Raw genomic sequence first — 26,695 nt, 5'->3', positions numbered from 1 at the left:
CGCTAGAGCCGTCCGTTCAGGACGTCGTCCAGGCTGGCGACGTCGCTGAGCAAGCGCGAGGCGGCGCGGACGACCGGCAGGGTCAGCAGGGCGCCGGTGCCCTCGCCCAGGCGCAGGCCCATGTCCAGCAGCGGCTCGGCGTCCAGCGCCGCCAGCATCCGCTGATGTCCTTGTTCGGCCGAGCGATGGCAGAAGATGCAGTAGTCCTGCACCGCCGGGAGCAGCCGGATCGCCGCCAGCGCCGCCGCCGAGGCGATGAAGCCGTCGACCAGCACCGGGACCCGCACCGAAGCCGCGCCGATCACAGCGCCAGCCATCATGGCGATCTCCAGCCCGCCGAATTCGGCGAGGACGTCAGCGGCCTCGGTCGCGTCGGACCGCGCCGCCGCGCGCTCCAGCGTCGCCAGCTTGCGGGCCAGGCCGGCGTCGTCATGACCGGTTCCTCGCCCGACGCATTCGGCCAGCGGCGCGGGGGCCAGGCGGTGCATCAGCAGCGCCGCCGAAGCGGTGTTGCCGATGCCCATCTCGCCCAAGGCCAGGATCTCGAAGCCCTCGGCGACGGCGTCGCGAGCGATGCGCGCGCCGGTCTCCAGGGCCAGGGCAACCTCGTCGGCCGTCAGGGCCGGCTCGACGGCGGCGTTGCGGGTGCCGCGACGGACCTTCTCGGCCAGCAGGTTCGGATGGGCCGGCAGCTCGGCGTCGACCCCGGCGTCCACCACGCGCAGCTCGGCCCCGACCGCGCGGGCGAAGGCGTTGGCGCTGGCCTTGCCGGCCAGGAAGGTCGCGACCATGGCCTGGGTGACGCTGGACGGATAGGCCGAGACGCCCTCGGCGGTCAGGCCATGGTCGCCGGCGAAGACCAGCAGCATCGCGCGGTCGAAGGCCGGCGGCGTACCCTCGGCGATCAGCCCCAGGCGCACGGCCAGGTCCTCGACCCGGCCCAGGGCGCCAGGCGGCTTGGCCTTGCCATCGATCTGGGCGCGCAAGCCGGCTGCATGGGCGAGGTCGATCGGCGGGACGGTCGGCAAGTTCATTGGAAATTCTCCAGGCCGGCGATGGCGGCCAGGGCGGGGATGTCGAAGGCCTGCTCCAGGACGGCGGCGATCTCGTCCAGCGCCTGATCGACACGGACAGCCTGGTCGATTGCGTCGGACACCGCGCCCAGCTCGGCCAGCAGCGCCGCCCTCGCCTCGCCCCGATCGAACAGCCCATGGACATAGCAGCCGCGCACCAGGCCGTTGGCCGACACCGCGCCGTCCGTGACGCCGCCGTCGAACGTCAGCATCGGCGAAACCGCGCCGGTCGTGCGGCCGACATGCATTTCGTAGCCCTCGAACCGCGCGCCGCCCGCAAGCTGCCCGGTCACCGGCCGCAGGGTCTTGTCGCCGGTCATCACGGTCTCGACGTCGAGCAGGCCCAGCCCCTCGACCGAGTCCGGCGGTCCCTCGATGCCGTCCGGATCCGACACTCGCCGTCCCAGCATCTGATAGCCGCCACAGACGCCCAGCACCCGGCCGCCACGCCGGACGTGAGCGGCGAGATCGATGTCCCAGCCCTGGGCGCGCAGGAAGGCGAGATCGGCCAGCGTCGCTTTGGTCCCGGGGAGGATCACGAGGTCGGCGTCACCCGGCAGCGGCGTCCCCGGCGGGACGAAGGCGAACTCGACTTCCGGCTCGGTGCGCAGGGCGTCGAACTCGTCGAAATTGGCGATCCGCGACAGCATTGGCACCACGATCCGCACCTTGCGGCCGTCGGCGGAGGCGGCGCGGTCCAGCACCACGGCGTCCTCGGCCGGCAGGCGTCGCGCCGCCGCCAGCCAGGGGGCCATGCCCAGGTCCGACCAGCCCGTGCGGCGGACGATCTCGGCGCGGCCGTCCTGGAACAGGCTGGGATCGCCCCGGAACTTGTTGATCAGGAAGCCCCGGATCATCGCCCGGTCGACCTCATTCAGCACCGCGTGGGCTCCAACCAGGGCGGCGATGACATGGCCGCGATCGATGTCGCCGACCAGCACCACGGGGACATCGGCTGGGATCGCGAAGCCCATATTGGCGATATCGTTGGCCCGCAGGTTGATCTCGGCCGGACTGCCGGCGCCCTCGACGATGACGAGATCGCTTTCGGCCTGCAGCGTCCGGAAGCTCTCAAGCACCGTGCCCAGCAGCGCCGCCTTGCGCTCTTGATAGCCGCGCGCCTTCCAGGTGCCGGCCATCTGGCCGCGCACCACCAGCTGGGCGCCGACATCGCTCTGGGGCTTCAGCAGCACCGGGTTCATGTCGACGGTCGGGGCCACGCGGCAGGCGATGGCCTGCAGGGCCTGGGCGCGGCCGATCTCGCCGCCGTCGGCGGTTACGGCGGCGTTGTTGGACATGTTCTGCGGCTTGAACGGCCGCACGCGCAGGCCGCGATTGGCGAACAGCCGGCAAAGCCCCGCGACCAGCACCGACTTGCCGACATCGGAGCCGCAGCCCTGGATCATCAACGCGGCCATGCGAATCCTCCCACGGCCAGTATCGCCCAGAGGATCCCGCAGGCGACCAGATAGACCCGCATCGCGCGGGCCAGATCGGCCGGCGTCGGCGCCCTGCCCTCGCCCAGCGCCGGACGTTGCGACAGCGCCCCGTCGTACCAGGCCGGACCGCCCAACTTTACGCCCAGCGCCCCAGCCATGGCCGCCTCGGGCCAGCCGGCGTTGGGCGAAGCGTGCTTGCCGGCGTCGCGCAGCATGATCTTCCAGCCTCCGCCGCCCGCCAAGGCGACGACCAAGCCCGCCAGCCGCGCCGGGATCAGGTTCAAGAGGTCGTCGAACCGCGCCGAGGCCCAGCCGAACGACCGCCAGCGCGCCTCGCGGTGGCCGATCATGCTGTCGGCGGTGTTGACGGCCTTGTAGACGAAGAGGCCCGGCAGCCCGCCGACCACGAACCAGAATAGCGGCGCGACGACGCCGTCGCAGAAGCTCTCGGCCAGGCTCTCGATGGCGGCCGTGGCGATGTCGCTTTCGGTGAGACTATCGACGTCGCGGCCGACGATCATGCCGACGGCGGCCCGCGCGCCTTCCAGGTCGCCGACGGCCAGCGGCTTGGCCACCACCTGGACGTGGTCCCAGAGGTTACGCTGCGCCAGGCCCAGCCAGCCGACCGCGACGACGGCCCACGGCCCGCCATAGCGCGTGATCAGCCAGCCGGCGGCGGCGCTGACCGCCACCAGGCTCAGCAGGGTGAAGATGCCCAGCAGTCGCCGCAGCAGCTCACCGAACGCGGACTGGTTCAGCATCCGCTCCAGCACGGAGATCAGCGCCCCGGCCCAGACCACCGGATGCGGCACGCGCCGATGCAGCGCGTCGGGATAACCGACGACGGCCTCGACCCCGGCCGCGGCCAGGACGATCCAGGGACTGGCGGACCAGGAACTAGCCGGCACGGCCCAGCACTTCGATCAGCGGCCCGCCCTCGCCCGCGTGACGGCGGACGACGACGCCATAGACGTCCGACAGGGTCTCCGGCGTCAGGGCCGTATCCGGCGCGTCGTCGACCACCAGGCGGCCCTCGTTCAGCACCAGCACCCGGTCGGCGAAGCGCGCGGCCAGGTTCAGGTCGTGCAGGGTGACGATCACGCCCTTGCCCTCGTCGTGGGCCATGCGCCGGAACAGCGCTAGGGCATCCAGGGCGTGGCCGGGATCGAGGCCGGTCAGCGGCTCGTCGGCCAGCAGCCAGTCGGTCTGGCCGGCCAGGCCCCGGGCGATCAGGGCGCGCGCCCGCTCGCCGCCCGACAGGCGGGTGACCGGGCGATCGACGAACGTCTCCAGGCTGGCGGCGGCGATGGCCGCCTTGATGGCCACATGGTCCTCGGCGCTGGGACCGAAGGCGCCGATGTGTGGCGTACGCCCCAGGCCCACGAAGGTGCGGACATCGACGTCCCAGGCGATCTCCGGCGTCTGGGCCAGGAAGGCGATGCGGCCGGCGCGCTGACGACCGGGCATGGCCGCGACCGCCGCGCCGTCCAGAGTGACCGCGCCGCCGTTAGGCTTGAGCAGGCCGGCGAGGCACGACAGCAGGGTCGACTTGCCGGCGCCGTTGGGACCGACGATGGCGATGACGCCGCCCTTGGCGAAGTCGGCGGTGATCCCGGCCAGCACCGGGCGGCCGCCCAGCGCCAGGGTGACGTTGTCAGCGTGCAGGCTCATGCCAGCCTCCGTCGCATCGAGATCAGCATGGCCAGGAAGAACGGCCCGCCCAGTATGGCCATGGCGACGCTCAGCTTGATCTCGCTGGCGGCCGGGGTCATGCGCACCAGGATGTCGGCGGCCAGGGTCATGACCGCCCCGCCCACGAACGACGGCAGCAGCACCGCGCTGGGCTTGGAGCCCAGCAGCGGCCGCAGCAGGTGCGGGGTGATCAGGCCGACGAAGCTGATGACGCCCGTCACCGCCACGCTGGACCCGACCGCCACGGCGACGCCGATCAGCATCAGCCAGCGCGTGCGCGACAGATCCACGCCCAGCGATCGCGCGCCCTGCTCGCCCAGGGTCAGGGCGTCCAGCGACCGGCCCAGGGTCAGCAGCAGCAGGCCGCCGAGAAGGATGCCCGGCGCGGCCAGCTTGACCTCGTCGACGCTGCGGTCGGCCAGCGAGCCCATCAGCCAGTTGACGATCTCGTTCACCGCCCACGGGTTGGGGGCCAGGTTCAGGGCCAGGGCGATGGCCGAGCCGCAGACGGTCTGGATGACGAAGCCAGCCAGGATGAAGGTGACGATGCTGGAGGTGATGCCCGCCAAGCTCATCAGGGCCGCGACGCCCAGGCCCGCCCCGATCATGGCGGCGACCGGCAGGATCCAGGTCGCTTCCCCCGCCGTGCCTAGGTAGAGGGTCAGCACCGCGCCCAGCGCCGCCGAGGTCGACACGCCCAACGCCGCGGGATCGGCCAGCGGATTGCGGGTATAGCCCTGCAGCGCCGCGCCCGAGAGGCCCAGCGCCCCGCCGACCAGGATGGCCAGGATGGTGCGCGGCAGGCGCAGGCCAAAGACGATGGCCCAGCGCGGATCAGAGCCGCCCGAGGTCCAGGCGCTCCACGGCGCCCAGACACGTCCGGCGCACAGGCTGACGCCGAACAGCACGACCAGCAGCGCCAACAGGACGCCACAGATCAGCCAGGGAGACCGGAGCTTCATGCTCCCTCCTTCAACGCTTGGGCTCGCGCCCGGGCCATGGCGGCGGCGGTCTCGATCAGGACCGGGCCACCGCAATAGAGTAGTTTTTCAGGCAGGCGCACCTGACGCATCCGCCCGGACGCCGACTTCAGAGCCGGATGGGTCATGACCCGGTCGGCCCAGCTGCGCGCGCCCGGTCCCGGGACGCCGACCAGCAGCACCTGCGGCGGATCAGCCAAGAGGCGTTCCAGGCCGACATTGCCCCAGGTCCGCAGGCCGAAGCGGCGGGCAACATTGTCGAAGCCGGCATGGTCCATCATCTCGTCGACCAGGGTGCCAGGACCGGCCGCGAAGCCGTTCGGCTGATAGATCAGCGCCGTCAGCCGCCGCGCGCCGGGCGCGGGCTTGGACGCCGCGATCGCCGTCTCGATGCGGGCGACCAGGGCCTCGCCGCGATCGGGATGGCCGATCAGCTTGGCCATCTTGCGGACCTGGCCGAGGCTTTCGTCGACCGACTTGGGCACCTTGAAGCGCTGGACCGGCACGTGCAGGCGCTTGAGCGCATTGCGGGTCGCCAGAGCCGAGTGCTGGCTGGCCAGGACGAGGTCGGGCGTCAGGTCGATGACCTCCTCGGCGCTCTCCCAGGTATAGGGCAGCGTCTTGGCCTGTGCCGCGACGGTCGAGCCGTGCTCCTCGCGGGCGTAGTGGCTGAGGGCGGCGATCTGACCGCGGTCGGCCAGGTGCACCAGCATGGCGTCCAGGCAGCTGTTCAGCGACACGATACGCTTGGGCGGCGGCAGAGGCGCGCCGGCCGTCATGGCCAGGGCGCCGGCTATGGCTTCACGGCGGTTCATGACGTCACCGCCTGAAGAGCACGCTCGAAGCGTTTGAATTCATTACGCGAAGGCAGGCCGATGCGAAGTCGGTCCGGTCGATCGGCGTACGGCCGGGTCAGCACGCCCTGGGCGCAGAGCCGGGTGAACAGGTCGTGGGCGTCCGGCGCCTCGACCCAGCGGAAGAGGTCGCAGCCACCGAGCGACTTGAGGCCTGCATTGGTCAGCGCGGCGTCGACGGCGGCGGTTTGGGTCGCCAGCCAGATCCTAGTCCGCACACGCCAGGCGTCGTCGGCATAGGCCGCCAGACCCATCGTCAGCGCGTCGGCGCCGACTGGCCAGTCGCCGAGCAGGACACGAAATTCCCGCGCGAAGACCTTGTTTCCAATCAGGAAACCGAGTCTCGCGCCGGGCAGGCCGTAGAACTTGCCGAACGAGCGCAGGGTCACCAGTCGGTCGATCTCCAGGTCGGCGATACTGAGCTCGGGCGCGATCTCACCGAAGGACTCATCGACGATCGTCCAGTGGCCCGCGTCGGAGCGTTCGGCGGCCAGGGCGGCGAGCGCCTCGCGGTCGATCCGGCGGCCGTCCGGGTTGTTCGGATTGACCAGCACCAGCACGTCGGCATGTTCGGCCTCGTCCAGGGAGGTGATCGCGCGAGCGTGCGGCCAGCTCTCACTATGACCGCCATAGATCGGAGCCAGCAGTGCGACCTCCCCGCCGCCGATCAGGCCGGGCAGCAGCCGCAGCGCCGCCTCCGCGCCCGAGGTCGCGACGACGCGGCCGGGATCGGCGACGCCGAACGCGCGGGCGGCGACGGTCTCGAGCTCGGCCAGCTCATGCGGATCGGGCAGCCGCCGCAGGGCGTCGGCCGGCGCCCGCTGGCCGGACCACGGCTCGGGATTGATCCCGGTCGAGAGGTCGAGCCAGGGACGCGGCGCGTCCGGAAAAGCGGCCATCGCCTCGCGGAGACGGCCGCCGTGCCGGAAGGCGCCGATGGTGGGTATCGACGCCGTCATCGGCCTAGAAGCGCGCCCGCAGGCCCACGAAGGCCCCACGGCCCGGCGTGCCGTAGTTGAGGATGGTCTGGTAGTCCTTGTCGAAGGCGTTCTCGACCCGGCCGAAGACCTCCAGGGTCTCGTTGATCGGATAGGACGCCCGCAGGTCGACCAGGGTGTAGTCCTTCACGACCTGGGTGTTGGTGTCGTTGTTGTAGGTCTTGCCCACGTAGCGCACCGCCACCGTGGTCGACAACTTCACCGGCCAGACATAGGTCGCCGACAGGTTGCCCATGTTCTTCGGACGGCGGGTCAGCTGCTTGCCCTTGGTGGTCCCGGAGTTCGATTCCGCGTCGGTGTAGGTGTAGTTGGCGGTGATCGTCAGCGCGGTCGTCGGCTTGACCTCGCCGATCAGCTCCACGCCCTGGGCCTTGGTCTTCTGGACGTTGTCGTAATAGCCGAAGCGGAACGTTCCGCCTGGATTGCACAGCGCCGCGGTCGAGCCCGAGGCGCACGAGAAGAAGCGGATCTCGTTGTCGGCCTCGCGGTGGAACCAGGTGGCCGAGGCGCGGGCCTTGCCGCCGAAGAAGCGCTGCTCGATCCCGGCGTCCCAGCTGTCGAACTCTTCCGGCGCCAGGTTGGTGTTGCCGTATTCGCTGTAGAGCTCGTAGAGGCCCGGAGCGCGGAAGCCCTGGCCGAAGCTGGCGCGCAGGACGGTGTCGCCGTCGTTCAGCGCATAGGCGGCCGCGACCTGGCCCAGGGTGTGGGAACCGTAGGTGTCGTGGTCCTCGTAGCGCAGGCCGCCCGTCAGGGTCAGGCCCTGGATCGGCTCGACCTGCAGCTGGCCGTAGACGCTGTCGACGCCGACGCGGCCCGTGCGGAACGGGGCGTTCTGCGTGGTGGCGGTCGGCGAGCGCGTGCGCATGCGCGACTTCTCGCTCTCACCGCCGAAGGTGGCGGTCCAGATGTCCGAGATCGCGAACACGCCCTGATATTCGAAGCGCTTGTTCTTGCCGGCGGCGTCGAAGGTGATCGGGCCGGTCGGACGCGCGGGATTCAGGTTCTCGCGATCGGTGTCGGTGTAGGCGTAGCCGAGGCGGTTGTTCCAGCGGCCGTCCAGCAGGGCGAAGTTCAGGCCGGTATAGACGACCAGTTCCTCGGTACGGGCGAATTCGGCGCTGTCGCCGTTGAAGGCGTCGAAGTCGTTCTTGCCCTTGGAGTAGACCGAGCGGACCTCGGCCGAGACGTTGTCGGTCAGCGCCACGCGCACGCGGCCCGAGACGCCGGTGTTCTGGTAGCCGTCCTTCTCCTTGCCGACCTTGTACGAGGAGAAGCCGTCGGTGGTGTAGTAGCCGCCGGCCAGGCGCCAGGTGATCTTGTCCGAGGCGCCGCCGGCGGCGGCCCGCAGGTAGCCGGTCTTGCGCGCGCCGGCTTCGGCTTCCACCGAGCTCTCGAACGGCGTGGTCGGGTCGGCGGTGACGATGTTGACCACGCCGCCGATGGCCTGGCTGCCCCACAGGGTCGACTGCGCGCCGCGCAGGATCTCGATGCGCGAGATGTCGCCGACCAGCAGGTTGCCGCTGTTGAAGCCGCCTTGCGTCGAGGACGGGTCGTTGAGCTTGACGCCGTCGATCAGCACGACGGTGTGCTGGCTCTCGGAACCGCGGATGTTGAGGCTGGTCGTCGTGCCTGGCCCACCGTTGCGGGTGAAGCTGACGCCCGGCTGCTGGGCCAGCAGCTCGGTGACCGAGATCGCCTGGCTGGCCTCGATGGCGGCCTGGGTCAGGACGGTGACCGACTGGCCGACCTTCTCGATCGGCTGGGCGGTGCGGGTGGCGGTGACCACCAGTTCGGCGACGCCGTTGGCGCCAGCCTTGCCGGCGACGTCGGCCTCGGGGGCCTTCTGCTCGTCGGCCAGAGCGGCGCTCGCGACGAGCGTGGAGAGTGCGGTGGAGCACAGGAACGTGCGGATCATGGTCTTATCCCCTTCTTGAAACGACCCGCGCGCCACGCCCGGACGCACTCGCAAGCTCGGTTAAGCCACGGGTACGCTCCGGACCGTCACGCGGCCCTTGGTAGTGTCGCTTCTCGGGAGATCCCGTTCGTTCGGCGCACCCCGGCCGAGCGATGAACGACTGCGCCGGGCAGGTCTCCTGGCTCACGGGTCTATGCTCTTGGCGTCGCCTTCCCAGGATCCGAGGACCCCAGTGGCATGTGACGCTAGAACTCGCCGCTTACAGTTGCGGGGGCAGCCGAGGTCTTGAACCTCGTTCCCTTTTAATCCTCTTTCGAGGAGCCTGACGCGCGGCCAGCCCTATAGGGTGCGCCGCACACGGTCAATGTGGAGCTCTTATGACGTCGACTCTGGTGCTGGGCGGAGCCCGTTCCGGCAAGAGCGCCTTCGCCCAGAAGGCGGCTGAAAGCGCCACCGGTGGGCGTTTGGTGCTGATCGCCACCGGCCAGGCCTTCGACGACGAGATGGCCGAGCGCATCGTCCGTCACCAGGCCGAGCGCGGCGAATCGTGGACCACGGTCGAGGCGCCGCTGGCGCTGCCCGAGGCCATCGCCGCCCTCCCCGCCGACGCCGTGGCGGTCGTGGACTGCCTGACCCTGTGGCTGTCGAACCTGATGCTGGACGAGCGCGACGTCGCGGCCGCCGCGACCGAATTGGTCGCGACGGTGGCCGCCTGCCCTGCCCGCCTCTGGCTGGTCAGCAACGAGGTCGGGCTGGGCCTGGTGCCCGAGACGCCGCTGGGCCGCCGCTTCCGCGACGAGGCGGGGCGGCTGCACCAGCGGCTGGCCCAGGCCGTGGACGAGGTCTATTTCATCGCCGCCGGCCTGCCGCTGCGCCTCAAGCCGCAGGCCTAGAGCGCGTCAGGTCGGCCTTGATCCGCCGCCAGCCGATCACCACGCCGCTGACCGAGACGATCAGGCCGAGGATGCTCAGCAGCCAGACCACGATGTCCCACAGCGGCCGGTGAGCCAGCAGGAACCCGAAGTCCAGACTGTGCAGGGCCGAGAACGTCCAGCGATAGAGCCGCAGGGAGTCGTCGGCCACGCCCACCATCCGGCCGCTGGTCGGGTCGATATAGAACCAGCTGTGGGCGGGGTCATCGAAGCCAGCGCGCAGCACAGGCAGCGGCGCCTTGTCGTGGTGCGAGTACCAGTAGGCGTCGTCCTGGGTCAGGCGATCGCGCATGACCAGATGCGCGCCCGGCACGAGCGTCGAAGCGCGAGTGAAGAGCTCGCCGTCGGTGAAGGTCACGCGGCGTCCGCTGGCCGGATCCAGTACCGCCTTGGCCTTGCCGTCATCGACCAGCATCAGCGGCCGCTCGCCCAGCCAGTAGAATCGCGCCAGCCGGTCGCCGTGGCGATCCTTCAACGCCGCGGCCTCCCGCGGATAGGTCGCAGCGGGCGCCGTCATCCAGGCCTTGCGGCCCAGCATGACCGCGTCGCCCGGCCCGCCCCAGTCGTTGGGGTTCATCGACATCCAGCCGCTGAACACCCAGGTCAGGACGAAGAGCCCGCCGACCAGGCCGGTCAGGTGGTGCCAGGCCATCCAGCCGCGATAGGGCGACATCCGCCCGCCGGCGTAGCGGCGCTTGAGCCGCACGCGCAGCAGGCCGATCCAGATCCCCGTGACGGCGCTGACCATGCCGATGCCCGAGGTCCACAGCACGACCTGAGTCCAGGCCTGAGGCATGGACCTCAAGGCGGTGAAGTAGAGCCAGTGCGGCACCGCCCCCAGCCAGTTCCAGAACCGCTCGGTCCGATTGGTGTCGAGCACGATCTCGCCGCCCTTCGAGCCGACATAGACCTGCCTTCCGGCCGCGTCGTCCAGGGCGAACAGGTGCAGCGGCCGCGCGGCGTTGAAGCTCTGGGCCACCGTCCACTGGTCGCGCTCGAGCGTGCGCAGGAGACGCGGCGAAGCGTCCGGCCAAGCGGCCGCGACCACGGCCCTGGCCCGTTCGGCGTCGATCGCGCCGAGCACCCGGCCATCGATCGCCGAGACGCCAACGCGCTTGCGGCCCTCGACGACCCGATAGACCGGCTCGCCGCCCCACATCGACAGGGTCAGGTCGGTCGGGAACGCCTTGGTCCCCGCCTTGTCGACAGCGGCCTGCGGATCGAGCCGCACCCTGCCCCAGTCGATCGGCGCGCTATGCGCTGCGCGTTCGGCCTCCTCCAGATGCGGGAAGCGCACGTACATCATGGTCAGGCCAGAGACGAACCACAGTACGAACAGCAGGCAGGCGGCGACGCCCAGCCAGCGGTGGACGAACCAGAGCCAGCGCTTGCCGACCTTCCAGGCGGGCCGCCAGTTGAACATCGCTCCCATGATCAGAACGCGTAGCTGTAGCGGACACTCGCCGTGCGCGGCACGCCGAGGTTCCGGTAGAGGAAGCGGCTGGTCGATCCGTCCCTCGGCGCCGAGCCGAGGCGCGCGGCATAGTCCTTGTCGAACAGGTTCTGCAGTCGCAGGCCCAGGCGATGGTGACGCGCCGCGCCGTCCAGGAACACGTGCCCGGCCAGGTCGACCACGACGACATCGCCGTAGTTGATGCGGCCAAAGCCCGAGACCGTCTGCCAGACAACGCCGGTCCAGGTGGCCGACAGGTCCGCGCCGTAGGGCTTGCCGGTTGGGGCGAAATCCAGCGAGGCCTTGGCGAAGTCGGTCGGCGTGCGGTCGCGTTGCAGGTCCGAGCCCTGCTGGCGCGACTTGGTGTGGGTGTAGCTGGCGTTGACGCTGAAGGCGTCGTTCAGCCGGGCCTGGACGACGGCCTCGGCGCCCGAGACGCGCACTTGGCCCGCGACGTTGACATAGAGCCCTTCGGGATAGGCCGGGTTGTCGTAGATGTCGCTGATCAGGTTATCGATCCGGCGCGCGAAGCCGGTCACCTTCCAGCTCACCGCTTCGCCCAGCACGCCGCCGGCCGAGACGTTGAGGTTCTTGCTGCGCTCGGCCTTGAGGTCCGGATTGCCGTGGGTGGAGTCCGGATCGATGGCGAACAGCTGCTCGGCGTCGGGCAGCAGGAACGAGGTCCCGCCCACGCCCTCGATATAGAGCGAGGGCGTCACGTCATAGCGGCCGCTGACCGTCCAGACCGTGGTGTCCGAGCCCTGGCCGTGGTTGTAGCGGACGCCGGCGGTGAACAGGGCGTTCTGGATCAGGTCGGGCGTGGTGCGGACCTGGGCGATCAGGGCGTGGACCTGCTCGGTCTTGCCGTCGATCAGCAGCACCTCGTCGCGGCCCTTGAAGTTCTGGAAGTCGTAGCCGAGCTCGTACTCGAAGCCCTTGTTCAGGTTCAGCTTCACCAGGGCGCTGGCGCCGTAGTCGCGATAACCCCAGTACGTGCCGGCCGGATAGACCACGACCGGACCGGCAGCGCCGTTCTGGACGTTCTCGTAGGTCGTGTCCCAGTCGTGCAGATAGCCCTTCAGGAAGAACTGGGCCGGGCCGTCGGGGGTGTAGTCCAGGCGGGCGCTGAGAATGTCCTCGTCTCGGTCGTTGTAGCTCTTGCGGACGAGGCGCGGCGACAGGTTGTCCAGGCGCGCGTCGGTGTGCTGCCAGCTGGCCTGCAGGCGCAGGTCCTCGGTGAAGTCGAAGCCGTACTTGGCGCCCAGGGTGACGACGTCGTAGCCGCGCTTGCGGTCGGTCGCGCTGGGCTGAAAGACGTCATACTGCTCGAAGCCGTCGCTTTCGTCCTTGGAGGCGTAGGCGACGACCTTGTGGCGGCCGAAGGCGCCGCGGACATAGCCGTCGGCGTGGACGGTCTTGTTTTCGCCGCCGCCGATCGTCAGTTCGCCGCCGGGGGTGTCGGAGAAGGCGCGGGTGACGACATTGATCACGCCGGCCGAGGCCTGGGTGCCGTAGAACAGCCCCTGCCCGCCCTTCAGCACCTCGATCCGTTCGATCATGCTGGCCGGCAGGGTGTCGACGGGCGTGGTCGAGTTGTAGAGGCGGTTGTTGATCCGCACGCCGTCGACGGTCCACAGCACGTCCTGGGTGCGCGAGCCTTGCAGCGACAGGTCGACATAGCTGAACGGCCCGGCGCTGGGCGCGATGTAGAGACCCGGCGTCAGGGTCTGCAGCGCCTGGACGGTGTCGACGAAGCCGGCGTCCTTGATCTGGGCGGCTGTGACAATGGCCACGTCGCTGCCGTAGCGCGACAGCTCCAGCGGCAGGGTCTCTTCCAGGCTCTTGGCGGTGATCACCACCTGGTCGACGGAGGTGGTCGGATCGTTGTCGGCCGCCTGGGCAGCGAACGGGCAAAGCAGAGCGGCCGCGATGGCGGCGTGAGAGATCAGTCTGGGCATGCAGCCCCCCATGTGCGTCCAAGCGACATGGCGAAGAGCCACCCGAGGCGGCGCCCACGGGTCGATGGTCCGGCGGCGCGGACGCGTTGAAGCGCCGGCCGTACCGGTCGAGGCGGCTCTTCACCGCTTCTCGTCGCTCAGACGGGGTTCCGCGCCTTGACCATCCCCTGGGCCACGGCAAGAGCGACCCATGCTGGCAGGTCTCCTGGCTCACGGGTCATCGCTCTTGGCGTCGCCTTCCCAGGGTCCGAAAACCCCAGTGGCATGTGACGCTAGAACTCGCCGCTTACAGTTGCAGGGACAGCCGCAGATTTGGGGACCGAAGGCCCCGCACTGCATTCCCTATTAAGCCCTCTCGGGCGCCAGCACGGTCATTGTCGCGACGCCCTAGGGGCACCGCGACGGAACGCTGATAGCGGAAGTTGCGCGGAAGGCAAATGGGTTGGAGGGGGCGAAATCCCGCCGGGGTGCGGGGATTGTTCCTTCTCCCCTTGCGGGAGAAGGTGGCCCGCAGGGCCGGATGAGGGGTTGATAGGCTTGTTGGATTAGCGTGTCGGAGCAGGAGGTTAGGTGTGCGCGACCCCTCATCCGACCGCCTTCGGCGGCCACCTTCTCCCGCAGGGGGAGAAGGGTGACTTACGAGCGTTCAAGCCCCGCCATACCCCGCTCCAAAACCTGCCTTATCCTCATCTCACCTGACGGCGTGGAAAGGGCGTTCGGCCGACGACTTGGGCGGCCGTCAGGAGTGGTCGAGCGGGAAGCGCTCGCCGGGTCTCTTCGGAGGCTCGCCTTCGCGACGGCTCCAGCGGCAGGTTCCCTGAAACATCGGGACGAAGCCCTGGCGGCGAAGGCTTGGCGGACGCGGCAGGCGTGGGCTGAAATCGCCCGCGCATTCCGGGACCGGGGCTCGTCGCCCTGGCCCGCCCGTCGGAGGCCCAAACGTCGTGAGCGGGTTAAGACCCCGCGCTCGCGAAGGCTTCCGGATAACGGACTACGCGGAGCGCTAAGGCTTCGTCGAAACGGTATTCACTCCTCACACTCCGGACGCTGTCCGGCGCTCCGCGTCCCTTTCCATCTCTTCAGCGGCCGGCCGCGTGAAGTGCAAACGCACGCGCTGGTTCAGGAAGAGGCTGGCGCTCAGCCGACAATGCTCGCACACTCATTCAAACGGCCGTTCAGCGGCCTTAGTGTCCGAGCGCGACCAACAGCGCGGGGAGGAGTATCGATGTCCGAGCGCCATCCATCCCAGAGGGTGTCGTCGTGGGCCCTGGCGGCCTTCGCTTCGCCCAACATCCCGATCGCGGCCCTGGGCCTGCCGCTGGTGGTCTATCTGCCGGAATTCTATGTCAGCACCATCGGGCTGTCGCTGGCCGCGGTCGGCGCGGCCTTCCTGTTCGTGCGGCTGATCGACATCACCCTGGACCCGTTCCTGGGCGGGGTCATGGACCGGACACGGACCAAGCTCGGGCGATTTAGGCCCTGGCTGCTGGCCGGCATGCCGGTGGTTGGGATCGGGGCGCTGGCCCTGTTCATGGGCCAGCCCGGCGCTAGCGCCTTCTATCTGTGGGGCTGGCTGCTAGTCACCTATGCGGGCTACTCCATGGTCGTGTTGTCGCATACCGCCTGGGGCGGGGTGCTGTCCTCGGACTATCAGCAGCGCTCGCGCGTCTATGGCTGGTGGCAAGCGGGCAATGTCGTCGGCATGATCCTGGTGCTGTGCCTGCCGCCGCTGTTGGTGGGCGTGTTCAAGACCGAGCATGCCGAGGGCGTGCGGGCCATGGGCTGGTTCATCATCGCCCTGTTGCCGATCACCATCCTGACGGCCGTGCGCGTCGTCGGCGAGCCGGCCGCGCCGCTCGTGCGGCACGCGGCTGGCCTCAAGCAATATCTGGCGCTGCTGGGGCGGCCTTCGGTGCGGCTGCTGCTGTTCGCCGACCTGCTGATGGGTCTGGCCCCAGGCATCGCCGGGGCGCTGTTCCTGTTCTTCTTCGAGCGCATCAAGCAGTTCGACAAGACCCAGTCGGGCGTCTTGCTGCTGGTCTATTTCGTGGCCGCCCTGGTCAGCGCCCCGATCTGGCCGATGCTGGCCAAGCGGATCGGCAAGCACCGGGCCCTGGCCGTCGCCGCCGTGATCTACGCCTTCGTCCAGATCGCCGCCGTCTTCACGCCGGTGGGCAATTCGGGCGTCGGCATGCTGATCCTGATCCTGGCCGGCATCCCCTACACGGCCGCCCCGGTGCTGGTGCGCGCCATGATGGCTGACATCGGCGACGAGGAGCGGCTGACCAGCGGCGTCGACCGCACCGGCCTGCTCTACGCCATCCTCACCGGCACGGTGAAGCTGGGCTACGCCCTGGCGATCGGGGCCTTCCCCGTGCTGCAATGGATGGGTTTCGACCCCAAGGTCCCGACCGTCTCGGGCGACAACGCCCTGATCGCCATGTACGCCGTGGTGCCGGCGGCGATGGGACTGGTGGTGGCCGTCGTCATGTTGCGCTATCCGCTGGATGCGACCCGCGTCGCCGAGATCCAGCGCCAGCTTTCGGCGCGGGATGCGGCTCAAGCGGACGCCCCCGCAGCGGAGCCGGAACCGAATGTCGTCCCAGAGCAAGTCCCCGCCCCTGGCCCTGCCGGCTGAAGACCAACATCCAATCTTCCGCCTGGTCGAGATCATGGCCAAGCTGCGCGATCCGGACGGCGGCTGCCCCTGGGACCTGGAGCAGACCTTCGCGACGATCGCGCCCTACACGGTCGAGGAGGCCTACGAGGTCGCCGACGCCATCGAGCGCAACGACCTGCCGGAGCTGCGCGACGAGCTGGGCGACCTCCTGCTGCAGGTGGTCTTCCACTCGCGCATGGCCGAGGAACAGGGCGCGTTCGACCTGAAGGACGTGGCGGCGGCGATCTCGGACAAGATGATCCGCCGCCATCCGCACGTGTTCGGCGACCACGCCTATGACGACCTGTCGGCGCAGGTCGCCGGCTGGGAGGAACTGAAGGCCCAGGAGCGCAAGGCCAAAGCCAAGACCGGCGTGCTGGACGACGTGCCGGCTGGCCTCCCTGCCCTCACGCGCGCCGTCAAGCTGACCAAGCGCGCGGCCCGCGTCGGCTTCGACTGGCCCTCGGCCCGCGAGGTGCTGGACAAGCTGCGCGAGGAGACCGCCGAGATCGAGGTCGAGATCGAGGCCGGCGACATGGCCAAGGCTCGCGAGGAGCTGGGCGACATCCTGTTCGTCTGCGCCAACCTGGCCCGCAAGCTGGACGTCGATCCGGAAGACGCCCTGCGCGCCACCAACGCCAAGTTCGCCCGCCGTTTCGGCTTCGTCGAGGCAAAGCTGGCCGAGCGCGGCAAGACGCCCGACCAGTCCGATCTGGCGGAAATGGATGGCCTGTGGAACGACGCCAAGGCGGCGGAGAAAGAAGCCTAGTCGACAGTGCCGACCAGAGCGCCGGGATACTGGCGCTCGAACCGGCCCAGCGCCTGGCTGTCCAGCCGGGTGACGATCGTGACGTCGCCGTCCGGACCGTCATAGCGGCTCAGCACCCGGCCGTTGCGGTAGATCCAGGCGATCGCTTGGCCGTCCTGGGCCTTCAGCTGGATCTCGACCGGCGCGGAATCGTCGATCAGGCCGCTGATTCGGCGCAACAGGGCCTCGCAGCCCTCGCCAGTGACGGCCGAGACCGTCGAGGCCTCCTTGCGACGGGCGTGGCCCTCGACGACCTCGCGATCGTCCTCGCCCAGCAGGTCGATCTTGTTCCAGACCTCGACGACGGTCTTGCCCTCGTCGAGCGTGACGCCCAGCTCGGCCAGCACCGTCTCGACGTCGCGGGCCTGGGCCTCGCTGTCGGGATTGGCCACGTCGCGGACGTGCAGCACCACGTCGGCCTCCTGCACCTCCTCGAGGGTGGCGCGGAAGGCCTCGACCAGTTCGTGCGGCAGGTCGGAGATGAAGCCGACGGTGTCGGACATGATCGCCGGCCGCCCATCGGGCAGCTTCACGGTGCGCAGGGTCGGGTCCAGCGTCGCGAACAGCATGTCCTTGGCCAGCACCTCCGCCTCGGTCAGGCGGTTGAACAGCGTGGACTTGCCGGCGTTGGTGTAGCCGACCAGGGCGACCGTCGGGTACGGCACCTTCTTGCGGGCGCTGCGGTGCAGGGTCCGCGTGCGACGCACTTCCTCCAGCTCTTTCTTGAGCTTCAGGATGTTGTCGCGGATCAGGCGGCGGTCGAGCTCGATCTGGGTTTCGCCGGGGCCGCCGGTGTTGCCGGTGCCGCCGCGTTGCCGCTCAAGGTGGGTCCAGGTGCGGACGAGGCGCGAGCGCTCGTACTCAAGCCTGGCCAGCTCGACCTGCAGACGGCCTTCACGGGTCCGGGCCCGACGGGCGAAGATCTCGAGGATCAGCCCGGTGCGGTCCACGACCTTCACCTTCAGCGCCTTTTCGAGGTTGCGCTGCTGGATGGGCGTGAGCTGATCGTCGAAGACGGCGACGTCGATGTGCTCGACCTCGCAGATCGCCGCGAACTCCTCGATCTTGCCCTTGCCGAACAAGGTGGCGGGCGTGACGGCGCGCAGGGGCGCGATCACCGTCTCGACGACCTCGAGATCAAGCGCGACGGCGAGGCCGACGGCTTCCTCGAGCCGGGCTTTGGGATCCCGGGCTTCGAGGGCCGCCTGGCCGCGCAGTTGCCGCGCCGGATGGATGACAAGCGCCTTCAGGATCGGCGCGGCGTGGTCAATCGACCTGGATGTAGATTTGGACAAGTAGTCTCGGATCAGTCGTCGGAGTCAGCGCTGGGCTCGTAGAGCTGGACAGGCTGAGCCGGCATGATGGTGGAAATGGCGTGCTTGTAGACCAGTTGCGACTGGCCATCGCGACGCAGGAGGACGCAGAAATTGTCGAACCAGCTGACCACGCCTTGCAGCTTCACGCCGTTGACGAGGAAAATGGTGAGCGGCGTCTTCGACTTGCGCACGCTGTTCAGGAACGTGTCCTGGAGGTTTTGTTTCTTCTCGGCAGACATCGGGGGTTCCCCTCTTTGTTATCGGAGGGCAACACGCCCCCCACACACAACAAGGCCATGCTAGAGGATTTTTCGCTGAAAGCGACAAGGTCGCAGCGAAAATTTCCGCAAAGCCGCGCGGTGCAAAGCCGTCTTCGCCGAATATTGCTCCGATCTCAGACGGCTTTTTGACGCGCCCGCTCAATATAGGAACGCCGCAGGCCGATCGCCACCGGACCCGGCTTGCCGTCGCCCAACTTGACCCCGTCGACCTCGATGATCGGCGTGACCAGCGAGCCGGCCCCGGTGATGAAGGCCTCCTTGGCGGCCTGAGCTTCGGCGACCGTGAAGGGCTTCTCGCTGAACGGCAGGCCGGTCTCGCGGATCACTTCCAGCAGGGTCGAGCGGGTGATGCCGCGCAGGATGTTGGCCTGGGTGTCGCGGGTCCGAAGGGTCCCCTCGGCGTCGATGATCCAGGCGTTGGACGAGGCCCCTTCGGTCACCAGGCCCATGTCATCGACGAACCAGGCCTCCAGCGCGCCGCGCTCGCGGGCGGCCTGCTTGGCCAGGGCGTTCGGCAGCAGGCCGATCGACTTGATGTCGCAGCGGCCCCAGCGGTTCTCAGGCACGGAGATCACCGACGCGCCCTTGGCGGCCTTGGCCTCGGTGGCGGCGCGGTCCAGCGACTTGGCGGTGATCACGATCGCGGGGGGCACTTCCGGGTTCGGGAAGGCGTGGTCGCGCTTGGCGACGCCGCGAGTGACCTGGATGTAGCAGAGCCCTTCCTTGACCTTGTTGCGACGCACGGCCTCGCGCAGGACCAGCAGCAACGCGGCCTGGCTCATCGGATGGGCGATGCGCAGCTCGTCCAGGCTGCGCCACAGTCGGGTGAAGTGGCCTTCCGCGTCGGCCAGCTTGCCGTCGAACACGGCCCAGACCTCGTAGACGCCGTCGGCCAGCTGATAGCCGCGATCCTCGATATGGACGGCGGCCTCGCCGTGACGCACGAAGCGGCCGTTCACATAGGCGAAACGCGACATCTACTCTTCCTCTTCGGCCCGGGCGCCGGCGACGCCGAGGGACTTCAGCTTCCTGTGCAGCGCCGAGCGCTCCATGCCGATGAAATTGGCGGTGCGCGAGATGTTGCCGCCGAACCGCAGGATCTGCGCATTGAGGTACTCGCGCTCGAACAGCTCGCGGGCTTCGCGCAGCGGCAGGGCGATGATCCGCTCGGCCCCGATCGCGCCCGCATTGCCGGCGCTGGGCTGGTCGGCGCCGGCCAGCATCTCGGCGGTGATCACCTCGCCCGGTTCGCCCGAGGCCAGGATTAGCATCCGCTCGACGTTGTTGCGCAGCTGGCGGACATTGCCCGGCCAAGTCTGGACCTGCAGCGTGGCCAGGGCGTCCTCGCCCAGCTTGCGACGCGCCAGGCCGGTGGCTTCGCTGATCTTGTCGACGAAATAGGCGATCAGCTCGGGGATGTCCTCGCGGCGCTCGGCCAAGCCCGGCACGCGGACCGGCACCACGTTCAGCCGGTGGAACAGATCCTCGCGGAAGCGACCGCTGGTAATCTCGTCACGCAGGTCGCGGGAGCTGGACGAGATGACCCGGACATCGACCTGGACGTCGTTGTCGCCGCCCACCCGGCGGAAGCGCTGCTCGACCAGCACCCGCAGGATGCGGCCTTGGGTCTCGCGCGGCATGTCGGCCACTTCGTCGAGATAGAGCGTGCCGCCGTGGGCGCGTTCGAACACGCCGATCTTGCGCGGACGACCGTTCTCGCCCTCCTCACCGAACAGCTCGACGTCGAGGCGCTCGGGGGCCATGCCGGCGGCGCTGACCGCGACGAACTCCTGCTTGGTGCGGGTGCTGGCGCCGTGGATCAGGCGGGCCACCAGCTCCTTGCCCGAGCCGGGCGGGCCCGACACCAGGATGCGGCTGTTGGCCGGAGCCACCTTCAGGATCAGCTGGCGCAGGGCCTGGGCCGGCGCCGACTTGCCGATCAGGCCGTCGGGAGCCAGGGTCTGGGTCCGCAGGCGACGGTTTTCGCGGCGCAGGCCGGCCGCCTCCAGCGCGCGCTCGACAACCAGCAGCAGGCGATCGGACTTGAACGGCTTTTCCAGGAACTCGTAGGCGCCGCGCTTGATGGCGCTGACGGCGGTCTCGATATTGCCGTGGCCCGAGATCATGATCACCGGCAGGTCGGCGTCCAGCGCCTTGACCATGTCCAGCAGTTCGAGGCCGTCCATGCCCCCGCCCTGCATCCAGATGTCCAGGACCAGCAGGGCTGGCTTTCGCGCCCGGATCGCGGCCAGGGCCTGGTCGGAGTCCGCGGCCGTGCGCACCGCATAGCCCTCATCCTCCAGGATGCCGGCCACCAGCTCGCGGATATCGGCTTCGTCATCGACCACAAGAACGTCGGCGCTCATATCATCTCCTCAACACCGCTTTGGGCAGCGGCGTGCAGTCGTACGGTCGTCGGGAATTTCAGGATCACGCGGGCTCCGGGAAGCTCGCGGGCGTCGGTCAGGACCAGGCTGCCGCCGTGGTCCTCCATGATCCGCTTGACGATGGCCAGGCCGAGGCCCGTGCCCTTCTCGCGGGTGGTCACATAGGGTTCGGTCAGGCGATCGCGGTCCTTGGCGGGCAAGCCGACGCCGTTGTCCTCGATCGTCACGCACAGGTCGTCGGCGTCCGAGCTCAGGCTGGCCGTGATCCGGCCCGTCATGTCGGGCGCGGCCAACCGGCGCGCGCCAACGGCTTCGCCGGCGTTCTTCAGGATGTTGGTCAGCACCTGGCCGATCATCCGCTCGTCGCAGGTGATCCAGACGTCCTCGCCGCTGGCTTCCTGCAGCTTGACCTCGATCTCGCCGTCCTGGAACCGTTGGGCGAACACCGCCTGGCGCAGCATCTCGGTCAGGTTGGCCGGCTCGAAGCGCGGCGCCGGCATCCGGGCGAAGGCGGAGAACTCGTCGACCATCCGGCCGATGTCGCCGACCTGGCGGATGATGGTCTCGGTGCAGCGGTCGAAGGTCTCCAGGTCGCTGGCGATCTCCTTGCGGTACTTGCGGCGCAGGCGCTCGGCCGACAGCTGGATCGGGGTCAGCGGGTTCTTGATCTCGTGGGCGATGCGGCGCGCGACGTCCTTCCACGCGGCGTTGCGCTGGGCGGCCATCAGGCGGGTGATGTCGTCGAAGGTCAGGACCAGGCCCTCCGCCACGTGACCGGCGGCGCGGACCCGCAGGCGGCGCGTCTCGCCCTCGCGCTGGATGTCGACCTCGACATCGGTGTCGGGTCGGCTCTCCTGCAGCGCCTCCATCACCGTCTCGAACTCGGGGGCCAGCTGGATCAGGTCGACGCCCAGCGCCTCACTGGGCAGGCCCAGCAGGGTCACGGCGCGGCGGTTCACCGCCGAGACCTTGCCGTGCTCGTCCAGGCTGATGACGCCGGCGCTGACGCCCGACAGCACGGTCTCGATGAACTGGCGCCGCCCCTCGGCGTCGAGGCTGGCGGCCTTCAGCGCGGCCTGCTGAAGTTGCAGCTCGCTGGTCATCATGTTGAAGGCGTTGGACAGCGCCCGGATTTCCTCGGGGCCGGTGTCGGCCTCGACCCGGGCGTCGAGATCGCCGCTGGAGACGCGACCTGCCGCCTCGACCAGGCCCGCCACCGGACCCGCGATCGAGTTGGCGGCGGCGATGCCGACCCAGATGGCGGCGACCAGCACCAGCAGCGCCGTTTCCAGATAGCTGAGGCCGAAGATCGCCTGGATTCGCACGCGGCTGCGCTCGGCGTCGCGGTACGAGACCAGGGCGTCCTGGGTCTCGATCAAGTGGGTCAGGATGCCCTTCTCGATCGGCCGGACGACATAGAGATAGGCGTCCGGGAAGGCGTTCAGGCGATAGAGCGCTCGGAACAGGTCCGCCGAGACGAAGCGCTGGGCGGTGACCTCGCCGCTGTCGGTGGCGACATAGCTCGACGGTGGCGGGGCCAGGAACGGCGGCGCGTCGCGCAGCTCGGCCCGCGCCAGGATGCGGCCGTCACGGTCCAGGATGTAGGCGGCGGCGAAGCCGTTGTTCTTGGTCTCGTCGGCCAGGAAGTGACCGAAGGCCACCGGCGAATGGGCCAGGGCCGGCGCGGCCTCGTTCAGGTTGGCCGCCATCGGGCCGATATGCTCGGAAATGTATTTGGTCTGCTGCTCGACGTACGAGTTGGCGACCTTGGCCGAGTTGCCGACCACGGTCTGGACGCGCTGGCTGAACCAGCCGTCCACGCCGCGATTGACCAGCACGCCGAAGAACAGCGCCACGATCACCGCCGGGGCCACGGCCGCCAGCGAGAACAGGCCCACGAAGCGCAGGTGCAGGCGGGCGCCGGCGTCGCTGGCCCGGGCGTCGATCAGATCGTAGAGGCGCAGGCCCACCACGGTGGCCACGCCCAGGATCAGCACCAGGTTGAAGCCCAGCACGACCAGAATGACCGTCGAAGCCGTGCTGATCGAATCGGTCTTGGGCGGCGACGAGGCCAGGGCGACGCTGGCGACGGTCAGGATCACCGCCAGCGCATAGGCCCCGCCGGTCAGGTAGCGCGACCGCAGGAGCTCCCGCCACCAGGCCCGGCTGAACCGGGTCGGCGGGTCTTCCGATCCTGTCGCGTAAGCCACTGAAGACATCGCCGTCGAGTTTAGGACTGTGTGTCCCAAATTCAACAGCTATGTGCCGAGAAAGCTTCAGCGCTCATAGGGCGAGCGCCGAGCTCTAGCGACGGCCGCGGGTCATCTCCACGCCCAGGTCCTGGATCTTCTTGCGCAGGGTGTTTCGGTTAAGGCCGAGGATCTCGGCGGCCCGCACCTGGTTGCCGCGCGTCGCCGACAGGGTCAGCTGGATCAGCGGACGCTCCACCTCCTCCAGAATCCGGTCGTAGAGGCCGGGCGGCGGCACGCCGTCGGGCTGGTCGGCGAAGTGCGAGGCCAGGTGGCGCTCGACCAGCATCGACAGGGTCAGCGGCCCCTCCTCCGACCGGACGGCCGGGGTGTGGTCCTGCAGCTCGCGGTCGACGATGCGGGCGGTGATCAGCTCCTCGGCATAGAGGGCGCACATCCGGCGCATCAGGTTCTCGAGCTCGCGGACATTGCCGGGCCAAGGATGGGTCTTCAGGCGATCGAGCGCGCTCTGGTCGATGGTCTTGGCCGGCAGGCCTTCGCGGGCGGCGCGCAGCAGGAACGTGCGGGCCAGGTCCGGGATGTCCTCGGCGCGGTCGCGCAGCGGCGGCAGGCGCACGGGGGCGACGTTCAGGCGGAAGAACAAGTCCTCGCGGAACAGGCCCTGCTGGATCAGGCCGCGCAGGTCGCGGTTGGTGGCGGCGATGATCCGCACGTTCGGACGGCGGCCGGTCTTGGGGTTGATCACCGGCTCGGTGCCGTCGATCACGCGCAGCAGACGGGTCTGGGCGTCCAACGGCATGTCGCCGATCTCGTCCAGGAAGAGCGTGCCGCCATCGGCCTCGATCAGGCGGCCGGTGTCACCTTCTCCGCGCCCGAACAGCTCGGTCTCGACCCGCTCGCGCGGCACGGCGGCCAGGTTGATGACCACGAACTTGCCGTCGCGGCGGCGACCCAGCTCGTGCAGGGCCCGGGCGACCAGCTCCTTGCCGGTGCCGCTCTCGCCCAGGATCAGGACGGTCAGGTCGGCTCCGACCAGGCGGGCGATGGTGCGGTAGACCTCCTGCATCGGCGCCGAGCGGCCGATCAACGGCAGGCGCTCATCGCGCATGGCGCGGGCCTGGGCCTTGGAGGCCTCGGCGTCGGCCGGACGCGACAAGGCCCGACGCGCGGCGGCGGTGACGTCGTCGAGATCGAAGGGCTTGGAAATGTACTCGAAGGCGCCCGCGTCGGCGGCGTTGACCGCCGTCAGCAGGGTGTTCTGCGCGCTCATAACGATGATCGGCAGCTTTGGCCGTTCCTTGCGGATGCGCGGCAGCACGTCGAACACGTTCTCGTCGGGCATCATCACGTCGGTGACGACCAGGTCGCCCTCGCCGTCCGTGACCCACTTCAGCAAGGTCGTGGCGTTGCCGGTGGCGCGGACCTGGTAGCCAAGACGGGTGAAGGCCTGGCTCAGGACGAGCCGCACCGAGCTGTCGTCGTCGGCGATCAGGATCTTCTTGCTCGCGGCATTCATGCTCGGGCGTCTCCGGGTGCGGTATCAAGGGCGGGCGCAACGGGCAGCAGCACGCGGAACACGGTGCGCCCGGGCTCGGATTCGAAGTCGATCAGGCCGCCGTGGGCGGTGACGAGCTTGGTGACCAGGGCCAGGCCCAGGCCCGTGCCGTTGGCCTTGGTGGTCACGAAGGGCTGGAACAGGTGGTCGCGCAGGCTGGCCGGCACGCCGGGGCCGTTGTCGATGATCTTGACCTCGATCGGCGCGCCACTGGCGGTCTTGCCGTCGGCCCCGCGCACCCGGACGCCAGGGCGCCAGGCGGTGTGGATCGAGATCTGGCCACGCTCGTCGCCGCGCATGTGGGCGGCCTCGGCGGCGTTCTTGGTCAGGTTCAGGAAGATCTGGATCAGGTGGTCCTCGTCGCCCCAGACCGGCGGCAGCGACGGGTCGTAGCTCTCCTTCAGCGTCAGGCCATCGGCGACGCCGTTGACGACCAGGGCCCGGATACGGTCCAGCACCTGGTGGATATTGACCGGCTCACGCGGGGTCGGGGCCTGATCGGAGAAGGCCTCCATGCGGTCGACCAGGCGGCGGATGCGGTCGGTCTCGTCGACGATCAGCTGGGCCAGCGGCTGGTCGACGGCGCTGGCGCCGGTCTTCAGCAGCTGGGCGGCGCCACGGATGCCGGCCAGCGGGTTTTTGATCTCGTGGGCCAGCATCTTGCCCAGGCCCACGACCGAGCGCAGGCCGGCCGCGTCGGCGGCCTTGTCGACGCCCAGCACGCCCTTGACGTGCAGGGTCAGCAGCACCGAGCCATCACCCAGTGGCGCCGCGGCGCCGTCGGCCTCGAACGGCGGCTGACCGAACAGATTGACCTCGACGCCATGCTCGCGGACCAGCGCGCCTTCGAAGATCGCCCGGTCCAGCAGCGAGACCAGCACCGAGCCCGGCGGCAGGGCGGCGCGGAAGCGACCGCGCGCCAACAGCGACAGGCCGTGGCCGAACAGCGCCTCGGCGGCCTCGTTGACGGCCACCAGCCCGCCTTCGCGGTCCACGACGAGCGCGGGTTCGGGGCTGAGGTCGAAGGCGGCGGCCTTCAAGGCTTCGGGGGTGACACCACCCAGGACGCGGGCGCGGTCGGTCATGCGGCTAATCTCCCGCCCGCCAGCCACAGGTCGCCCAGGGCGACCTCCACGGCGGCGGGATCTTCAAGTCGGCACAGGGTGGCGCGAGCGGCCCGGCGTTCCTCGGCCGTCTCCGGCCAGGGCGCGGCTTCGATGTACGAGGCCAGGTGCTTGCGGAACATCTTCAGGCCCAGCGGCTCGCCATAGAAGTCGAGGCTGCGGCGGAAATGGGTGAGCGCGATGGCCAGGCGTTCCTCGGCCTGCGGCTCGACGAAACCCCGCCCCTCGAGCGCGGCCTCGATGGCGCCGGCGATCCAGGGACGGCCGTAGACGCCCCGGCCGATCATCACGCCGTCGGCGCCGGACTGCTCCAGAGCCTGGCGAGCAGTCTCGCCGTCGATGATGTCGCCATTGACCAGCACCGGCACCGAGACGGCTTGCTTCACCGCCGCGACGGCGGTCCAGTCGGCGACGCCCTTATAGAACTGGCTGCGCGTGCGGCCATGCACCGTGATCGCCTTGGCTCCAGCCGCCACGGCGCGGCGCGCGATGTCGGGGGCGTTGCGTAGATTGTCGTCCCAGCCCAGCCGCATCTTGACGGTGACGGGAACATCGACGGCCTCGACCGCCGCGCTGACCAAGGCTTCGGCCAAGTCAGGCTCGCGCATGATGGCCGATCCCGATTGCTGGCCGGCGGACACTTCCTTGGCGGGGCAACCGAAGTTCAGATCGACGATCTGGGCGCCGGCGTCGGCGGCCATGCGCGCGCCCTTGGCCATCAGGCCCGGATCGCGCCCGACCAGTTGGACCACCATCAGCGGCAGCCCCTCGCCGACGGCCGCGCGGCGCACGACATCGGGCCGTCCTCGCGCGAACTCGGCGCAGGCCACCATTTCCGTCGCCACATAAGGCGCGCCGAGCGCCGTGGCCGTTTCTCTGAAGGGCAGGTCCGACACCCCGGTCATGGGTGCGATCCACACACGACCAGGAACGGCGACCCCGCCGACCTCGAGCTTGTTGCTCATTTTCTGATCATCCCCACAGCATTCTTTTTAGGCACATTGTGCAGCGCAGTAAAGCCCAATCGACTGGACAAGAGCGGCCACCGGACTAAACAGCCG

Annotated in this window: 21 protein-coding genes and 2 riboswitches; of the genes, 3 read left to right on the top strand and 18 right to left on the bottom strand. The window is 69.3% G+C overall.

What is annotated here, in order from left to right:
• Positions 1–2: 2 nt before the first annotated feature.
• The 8 genes from cobT to AC07NI_RS06375 are packed head-to-tail and all read right to left on the bottom strand — an operon-like array spanning position 3 to position 8,951.
• Complete coding sequence (gene cobT / locus AC07NI_RS06410; protein WP_494616856.1) at positions 3–1,034, bottom strand: nicotinate-nucleotide--dimethylbenzimidazole phosphoribosyltransferase; 1,032 nt, start codon at positions 1,032–1,034, stop codon at positions 3–5.
• Positions 1,031–2,491, bottom strand: coding sequence for a cobyric acid synthase (locus AC07NI_RS06405; RefSeq protein WP_494616855.1), 1,461 nt, complete (start codon positions 2,489–2,491; stop codon positions 1,031–1,033). The genes cobT and AC07NI_RS06405 overlap by 4 nt, the downstream gene beginning before the upstream one ends.
• Positions 2,479–3,420: an adenosylcobinamide-phosphate synthase CbiB gene (cbiB, locus tag AC07NI_RS06400; RefSeq protein ID WP_494616854.1), complete on the bottom strand. Its 942-nt coding sequence runs from the start codon at positions 3,418–3,420 to the stop codon at positions 2,479–2,481. Before cbiB ends, AC07NI_RS06405 begins: the two co-directional genes overlap by 13 nt.
• Positions 3,410–4,183: an ABC transporter ATP-binding protein gene (locus tag AC07NI_RS06395; RefSeq protein WP_494616853.1), complete on the bottom strand. Its 774-nt coding sequence runs from the start codon at positions 4,181–4,183 to the stop codon at positions 3,410–3,412. Before AC07NI_RS06395 ends, cbiB begins: the two co-directional genes overlap by 11 nt.
• Positions 4,180–5,166 carry a FecCD family ABC transporter permease gene (locus AC07NI_RS06390; protein ID WP_494616852.1) on the bottom strand — a complete coding sequence of 329 codons (987 nt, stop codon included), beginning with the start codon at positions 5,164–5,166 and terminating at the stop codon, positions 4,180–4,182. The genes AC07NI_RS06395 and AC07NI_RS06390 overlap by 4 nt, the downstream gene beginning before the upstream one ends.
• Positions 5,163–5,999 carry an ABC transporter substrate-binding protein gene (locus tag AC07NI_RS06385; protein WP_494616851.1) on the bottom strand — a complete coding sequence of 279 codons (837 nt, stop codon included), beginning with the start codon at positions 5,997–5,999 and terminating at the stop codon, positions 5,163–5,165. The genes AC07NI_RS06390 and AC07NI_RS06385 overlap by 4 nt, the downstream gene beginning before the upstream one ends.
• Complete coding sequence (locus AC07NI_RS06380) at positions 5,996–6,997, bottom strand: threonine-phosphate decarboxylase (RefSeq protein WP_494616850.1); 1,002 nt, start codon at positions 6,995–6,997, stop codon at positions 5,996–5,998. The genes AC07NI_RS06385 and AC07NI_RS06380 overlap by 4 nt, the downstream gene beginning before the upstream one ends.
• A gap of 4 nt (positions 6,998–7,001) precedes the next feature.
• Complete coding sequence (locus AC07NI_RS06375; RefSeq protein WP_494616849.1) at positions 7,002–8,951, bottom strand: TonB-dependent receptor plug domain-containing protein; 1,950 nt, start codon at positions 8,949–8,951, stop codon at positions 7,002–7,004.
• A gap of 151 nt (positions 8,952–9,102) precedes the next feature.
• A riboswitch (cobalamin riboswitch) is annotated at positions 9,103–9,292 on the bottom strand.
• A gap of 36 nt (positions 9,293–9,328) precedes the next feature.
• On the opposite strand from AC07NI_RS06375, the gene cobU reads away from it, so the two are divergent.
• Positions 9,329–9,844, top strand: coding sequence for a bifunctional adenosylcobinamide kinase/adenosylcobinamide-phosphate guanylyltransferase (cobU, locus tag AC07NI_RS06370; RefSeq protein ID WP_494616848.1), 516 nt, complete (start codon positions 9,329–9,331; stop codon positions 9,842–9,844).
• On the opposite strand, the gene AC07NI_RS06365 is transcribed toward cobU, so the two are convergent.
• Both AC07NI_RS06365 and AC07NI_RS06360 read right to left on the bottom strand, forming a co-directional pair.
• Positions 9,828–11,315 (bottom strand): PepSY domain-containing protein, encoded by a 1,488-nt coding sequence (locus AC07NI_RS06365; protein WP_494616847.1) that lies wholly within the window; start codon positions 11,313–11,315, stop codon positions 9,828–9,830. The two genes, cobU and AC07NI_RS06365, sit on opposite strands and share 17 nt — an antisense overlap.
• A 2-nt stretch (positions 11,316–11,317) precedes the next feature.
• On the bottom strand, positions 11,318–13,294 hold the full coding sequence (locus AC07NI_RS06360) for a TonB-dependent receptor plug domain-containing protein (RefSeq protein WP_494616846.1): 1,977 nt from the start codon (positions 13,292–13,294) through the stop codon (positions 11,318–11,320).
• Positions 13,295–13,472: 178 nt separating this feature from the next.
• Positions 13,473–13,675: riboswitch (cobalamin riboswitch) on the bottom strand.
• A gap of 844 nt (positions 13,676–14,519) precedes the next feature.
• On the opposite strand from AC07NI_RS06360, the gene AC07NI_RS06355 reads away from it, so the two are divergent.
• Together AC07NI_RS06355 and mazG are read left to right on the top strand one after the other, a co-directional pair.
• The gene (locus AC07NI_RS06355) at positions 14,520–15,932 is read left to right on the top strand and encodes an MFS transporter (protein ID WP_494616845.1); all 1,413 of its coding nucleotides are present in this window, start codon (positions 14,520–14,522) and stop codon (positions 15,930–15,932) included.
• A complete protein-coding gene (gene mazG / locus AC07NI_RS06350) occupies positions 15,889–16,722 on the top strand; it encodes a nucleoside triphosphate pyrophosphohydrolase (protein WP_494616844.1) in 834 nt (277 codons plus the stop codon). Before AC07NI_RS06355 ends, mazG begins: the two co-directional genes overlap by 44 nt.
• On the opposite strand, the gene hflX is transcribed toward mazG, so the two are convergent.
• The 8 genes from hflX to dusB all read right to left on the bottom strand — a co-directional run bounded on the left by hflX (position 16,719) and on the right by dusB (position 26,599).
• The gene (gene hflX / locus AC07NI_RS06345; RefSeq protein ID WP_494616843.1) at positions 16,719–18,056 is read right to left on the bottom strand and encodes a GTPase HflX; all 1,338 of its coding nucleotides are present in this window, start codon (positions 18,054–18,056) and stop codon (positions 16,719–16,721) included. The two genes, mazG and hflX, sit on opposite strands and share 4 nt — an antisense overlap.
• Before the next feature lie 11 nt (positions 18,057–18,067).
• Positions 18,068–18,316: an RNA chaperone Hfq gene (gene hfq, locus AC07NI_RS06340; RefSeq protein ID WP_013079113.1), complete on the bottom strand. Its 249-nt coding sequence runs from the start codon at positions 18,314–18,316 to the stop codon at positions 18,068–18,070.
• 155 nt (positions 18,317–18,471) lie between these two features.
• Complete coding sequence (locus AC07NI_RS06335; protein WP_494616842.1) at positions 18,472–19,335, bottom strand: D-amino-acid transaminase; 864 nt, start codon at positions 19,333–19,335, stop codon at positions 18,472–18,474.
• Entirely contained in the window at positions 19,336–20,724 is a 1,389-nt protein-coding gene (gene ntrX / locus AC07NI_RS06330; protein WP_494616841.1) for a nitrogen assimilation response regulator NtrX, read from the bottom strand.
• Positions 20,721–22,964, bottom strand: coding sequence for a sensor histidine kinase NtrY-like (locus AC07NI_RS06325; RefSeq protein ID WP_494616840.1), 2,244 nt, complete (start codon positions 22,962–22,964; stop codon positions 20,721–20,723). The genes ntrX and AC07NI_RS06325 overlap by 4 nt, the downstream gene beginning before the upstream one ends.
• An 85-nt stretch (positions 22,965–23,049) precedes the next feature.
• On the bottom strand, positions 23,050–24,471 hold the full coding sequence (locus tag AC07NI_RS06320; RefSeq protein ID WP_494616839.1) for a sigma 54-interacting transcriptional regulator: 1,422 nt from the start codon (positions 24,469–24,471) through the stop codon (positions 23,050–23,052).
• Positions 24,468–25,595 (bottom strand): two-component system sensor histidine kinase NtrB, encoded by a 1,128-nt coding sequence (locus AC07NI_RS06315; RefSeq protein WP_494616838.1) that lies wholly within the window; start codon positions 25,593–25,595, stop codon positions 24,468–24,470. The genes AC07NI_RS06320 and AC07NI_RS06315 overlap by 4 nt, the downstream gene beginning before the upstream one ends.
• Positions 25,592–26,599: a tRNA dihydrouridine synthase DusB gene (dusB, locus tag AC07NI_RS06310; RefSeq protein WP_494616837.1), complete on the bottom strand. Its 1,008-nt coding sequence runs from the start codon at positions 26,597–26,599 to the stop codon at positions 25,592–25,594. The genes AC07NI_RS06315 and dusB overlap by 4 nt, the downstream gene beginning before the upstream one ends.
• Positions 26,600–26,695 lie beyond the last annotated feature (96 nt).

The sequence above is a fragment of the Caulobacter sp. GW821-FHT10E02 genome (assembly GCF_059415225.1).
The sequence above is the reverse complement of the archived record's forward strand: the minus strand, read 5'-3'. Positions and strand labels throughout refer to the sequence as shown.

What these genes read in the sequence shown, in the direction of transcription:
- cobT (WP_494616856.1), bottom strand. Translation starts at nt 1,034, where the DNA reads ATGAACTTGCCGACCGTCCCGCCGATCGACCTCGCCCATGCAGCCGGC.
- AC07NI_RS06405 (WP_494616855.1), bottom strand. Translation starts at nt 2,491, where the DNA reads ATGGCCGCGTTGATGATCCAGGGCTGCGGCTCCGATGTCGGCAAGTCG.
- AC07NI_RS06395 (WP_494616853.1), bottom strand. Translation starts at nt 4,183, where the DNA reads ATGAGCCTGCACGCTGACAACGTCACCCTGGCGCTGGGCGGCCGCCCG.
- AC07NI_RS06390 (WP_494616852.1), bottom strand. Translation starts at nt 5,166, where the DNA reads ATGAAGCTCCGGTCTCCCTGGCTGATCTGTGGCGTCCTGTTGGCGCTG.
- AC07NI_RS06385 (WP_494616851.1), bottom strand. Translation starts at nt 5,999, where the DNA reads ATGAACCGCCGTGAAGCCATAGCCGGCGCCCTGGCCATGACGGCCGGC.
- AC07NI_RS06380 (WP_494616850.1), bottom strand. Translation starts at nt 6,997, where the DNA reads ATGACGGCGTCGATACCCACCATCGGCGCCTTCCGGCACGGCGGCCGT.
- AC07NI_RS06375 (WP_494616849.1), bottom strand. Translation starts at nt 8,951, where the DNA reads ATGATCCGCACGTTCCTGTGCTCCACCGCACTCTCCACGCTCGTCGCG.
- cobU (WP_494616848.1), top strand. Translation starts at nt 9,329, where the DNA reads ATGACGTCGACTCTGGTGCTGGGCGGAGCCCGTTCCGGCAAGAGCGCC.
- AC07NI_RS06365 (WP_494616847.1), bottom strand. Translation starts at nt 11,315, where the DNA reads ATGGGAGCGATGTTCAACTGGCGGCCCGCCTGGAAGGTCGGCAAGCGC.
- AC07NI_RS06360 (WP_494616846.1), bottom strand. Translation starts at nt 13,294, where the DNA reads ATGCCCAGACTGATCTCTCACGCCGCCATCGCGGCCGCTCTGCTTTGC.
- AC07NI_RS06355 (WP_494616845.1), top strand. Translation starts at nt 14,520, where the DNA reads ATGTCCGAGCGCCATCCATCCCAGAGGGTGTCGTCGTGGGCCCTGGCG.
- mazG (WP_494616844.1), top strand. Translation starts at nt 15,889, where the DNA reads ATGTCGTCCCAGAGCAAGTCCCCGCCCCTGGCCCTGCCGGCTGAAGAC.
- hfq (WP_013079113.1), bottom strand. Translation starts at nt 18,316, where the DNA reads ATGTCTGCCGAGAAGAAACAAAACCTCCAGGACACGTTCCTGAACAGC.
- AC07NI_RS06335 (WP_494616842.1), bottom strand. Translation starts at nt 19,335, where the DNA reads ATGTCGCGTTTCGCCTATGTGAACGGCCGCTTCGTGCGTCACGGCGAG.
- ntrX (WP_494616841.1), bottom strand. Translation starts at nt 20,724, where the DNA reads ATGAGCGCCGACGTTCTTGTGGTCGATGACGAAGCCGATATCCGCGAG.
- AC07NI_RS06325 (WP_494616840.1), bottom strand. Translation starts at nt 22,964, where the DNA reads ATGTCTTCAGTGGCTTACGCGACAGGATCGGAAGACCCGCCGACCCGG.
- AC07NI_RS06320 (WP_494616839.1), bottom strand. Translation starts at nt 24,471, where the DNA reads ATGAATGCCGCGAGCAAGAAGATCCTGATCGCCGACGACGACAGCTCG.
- AC07NI_RS06315 (WP_494616838.1), bottom strand. Translation starts at nt 25,595, where the DNA reads ATGACCGACCGCGCCCGCGTCCTGGGTGGTGTCACCCCCGAAGCCTTG.
- dusB (WP_494616837.1), bottom strand. Translation starts at nt 26,599, where the DNA reads ATGAGCAACAAGCTCGAGGTCGGCGGGGTCGCCGTTCCTGGTCGTGTG.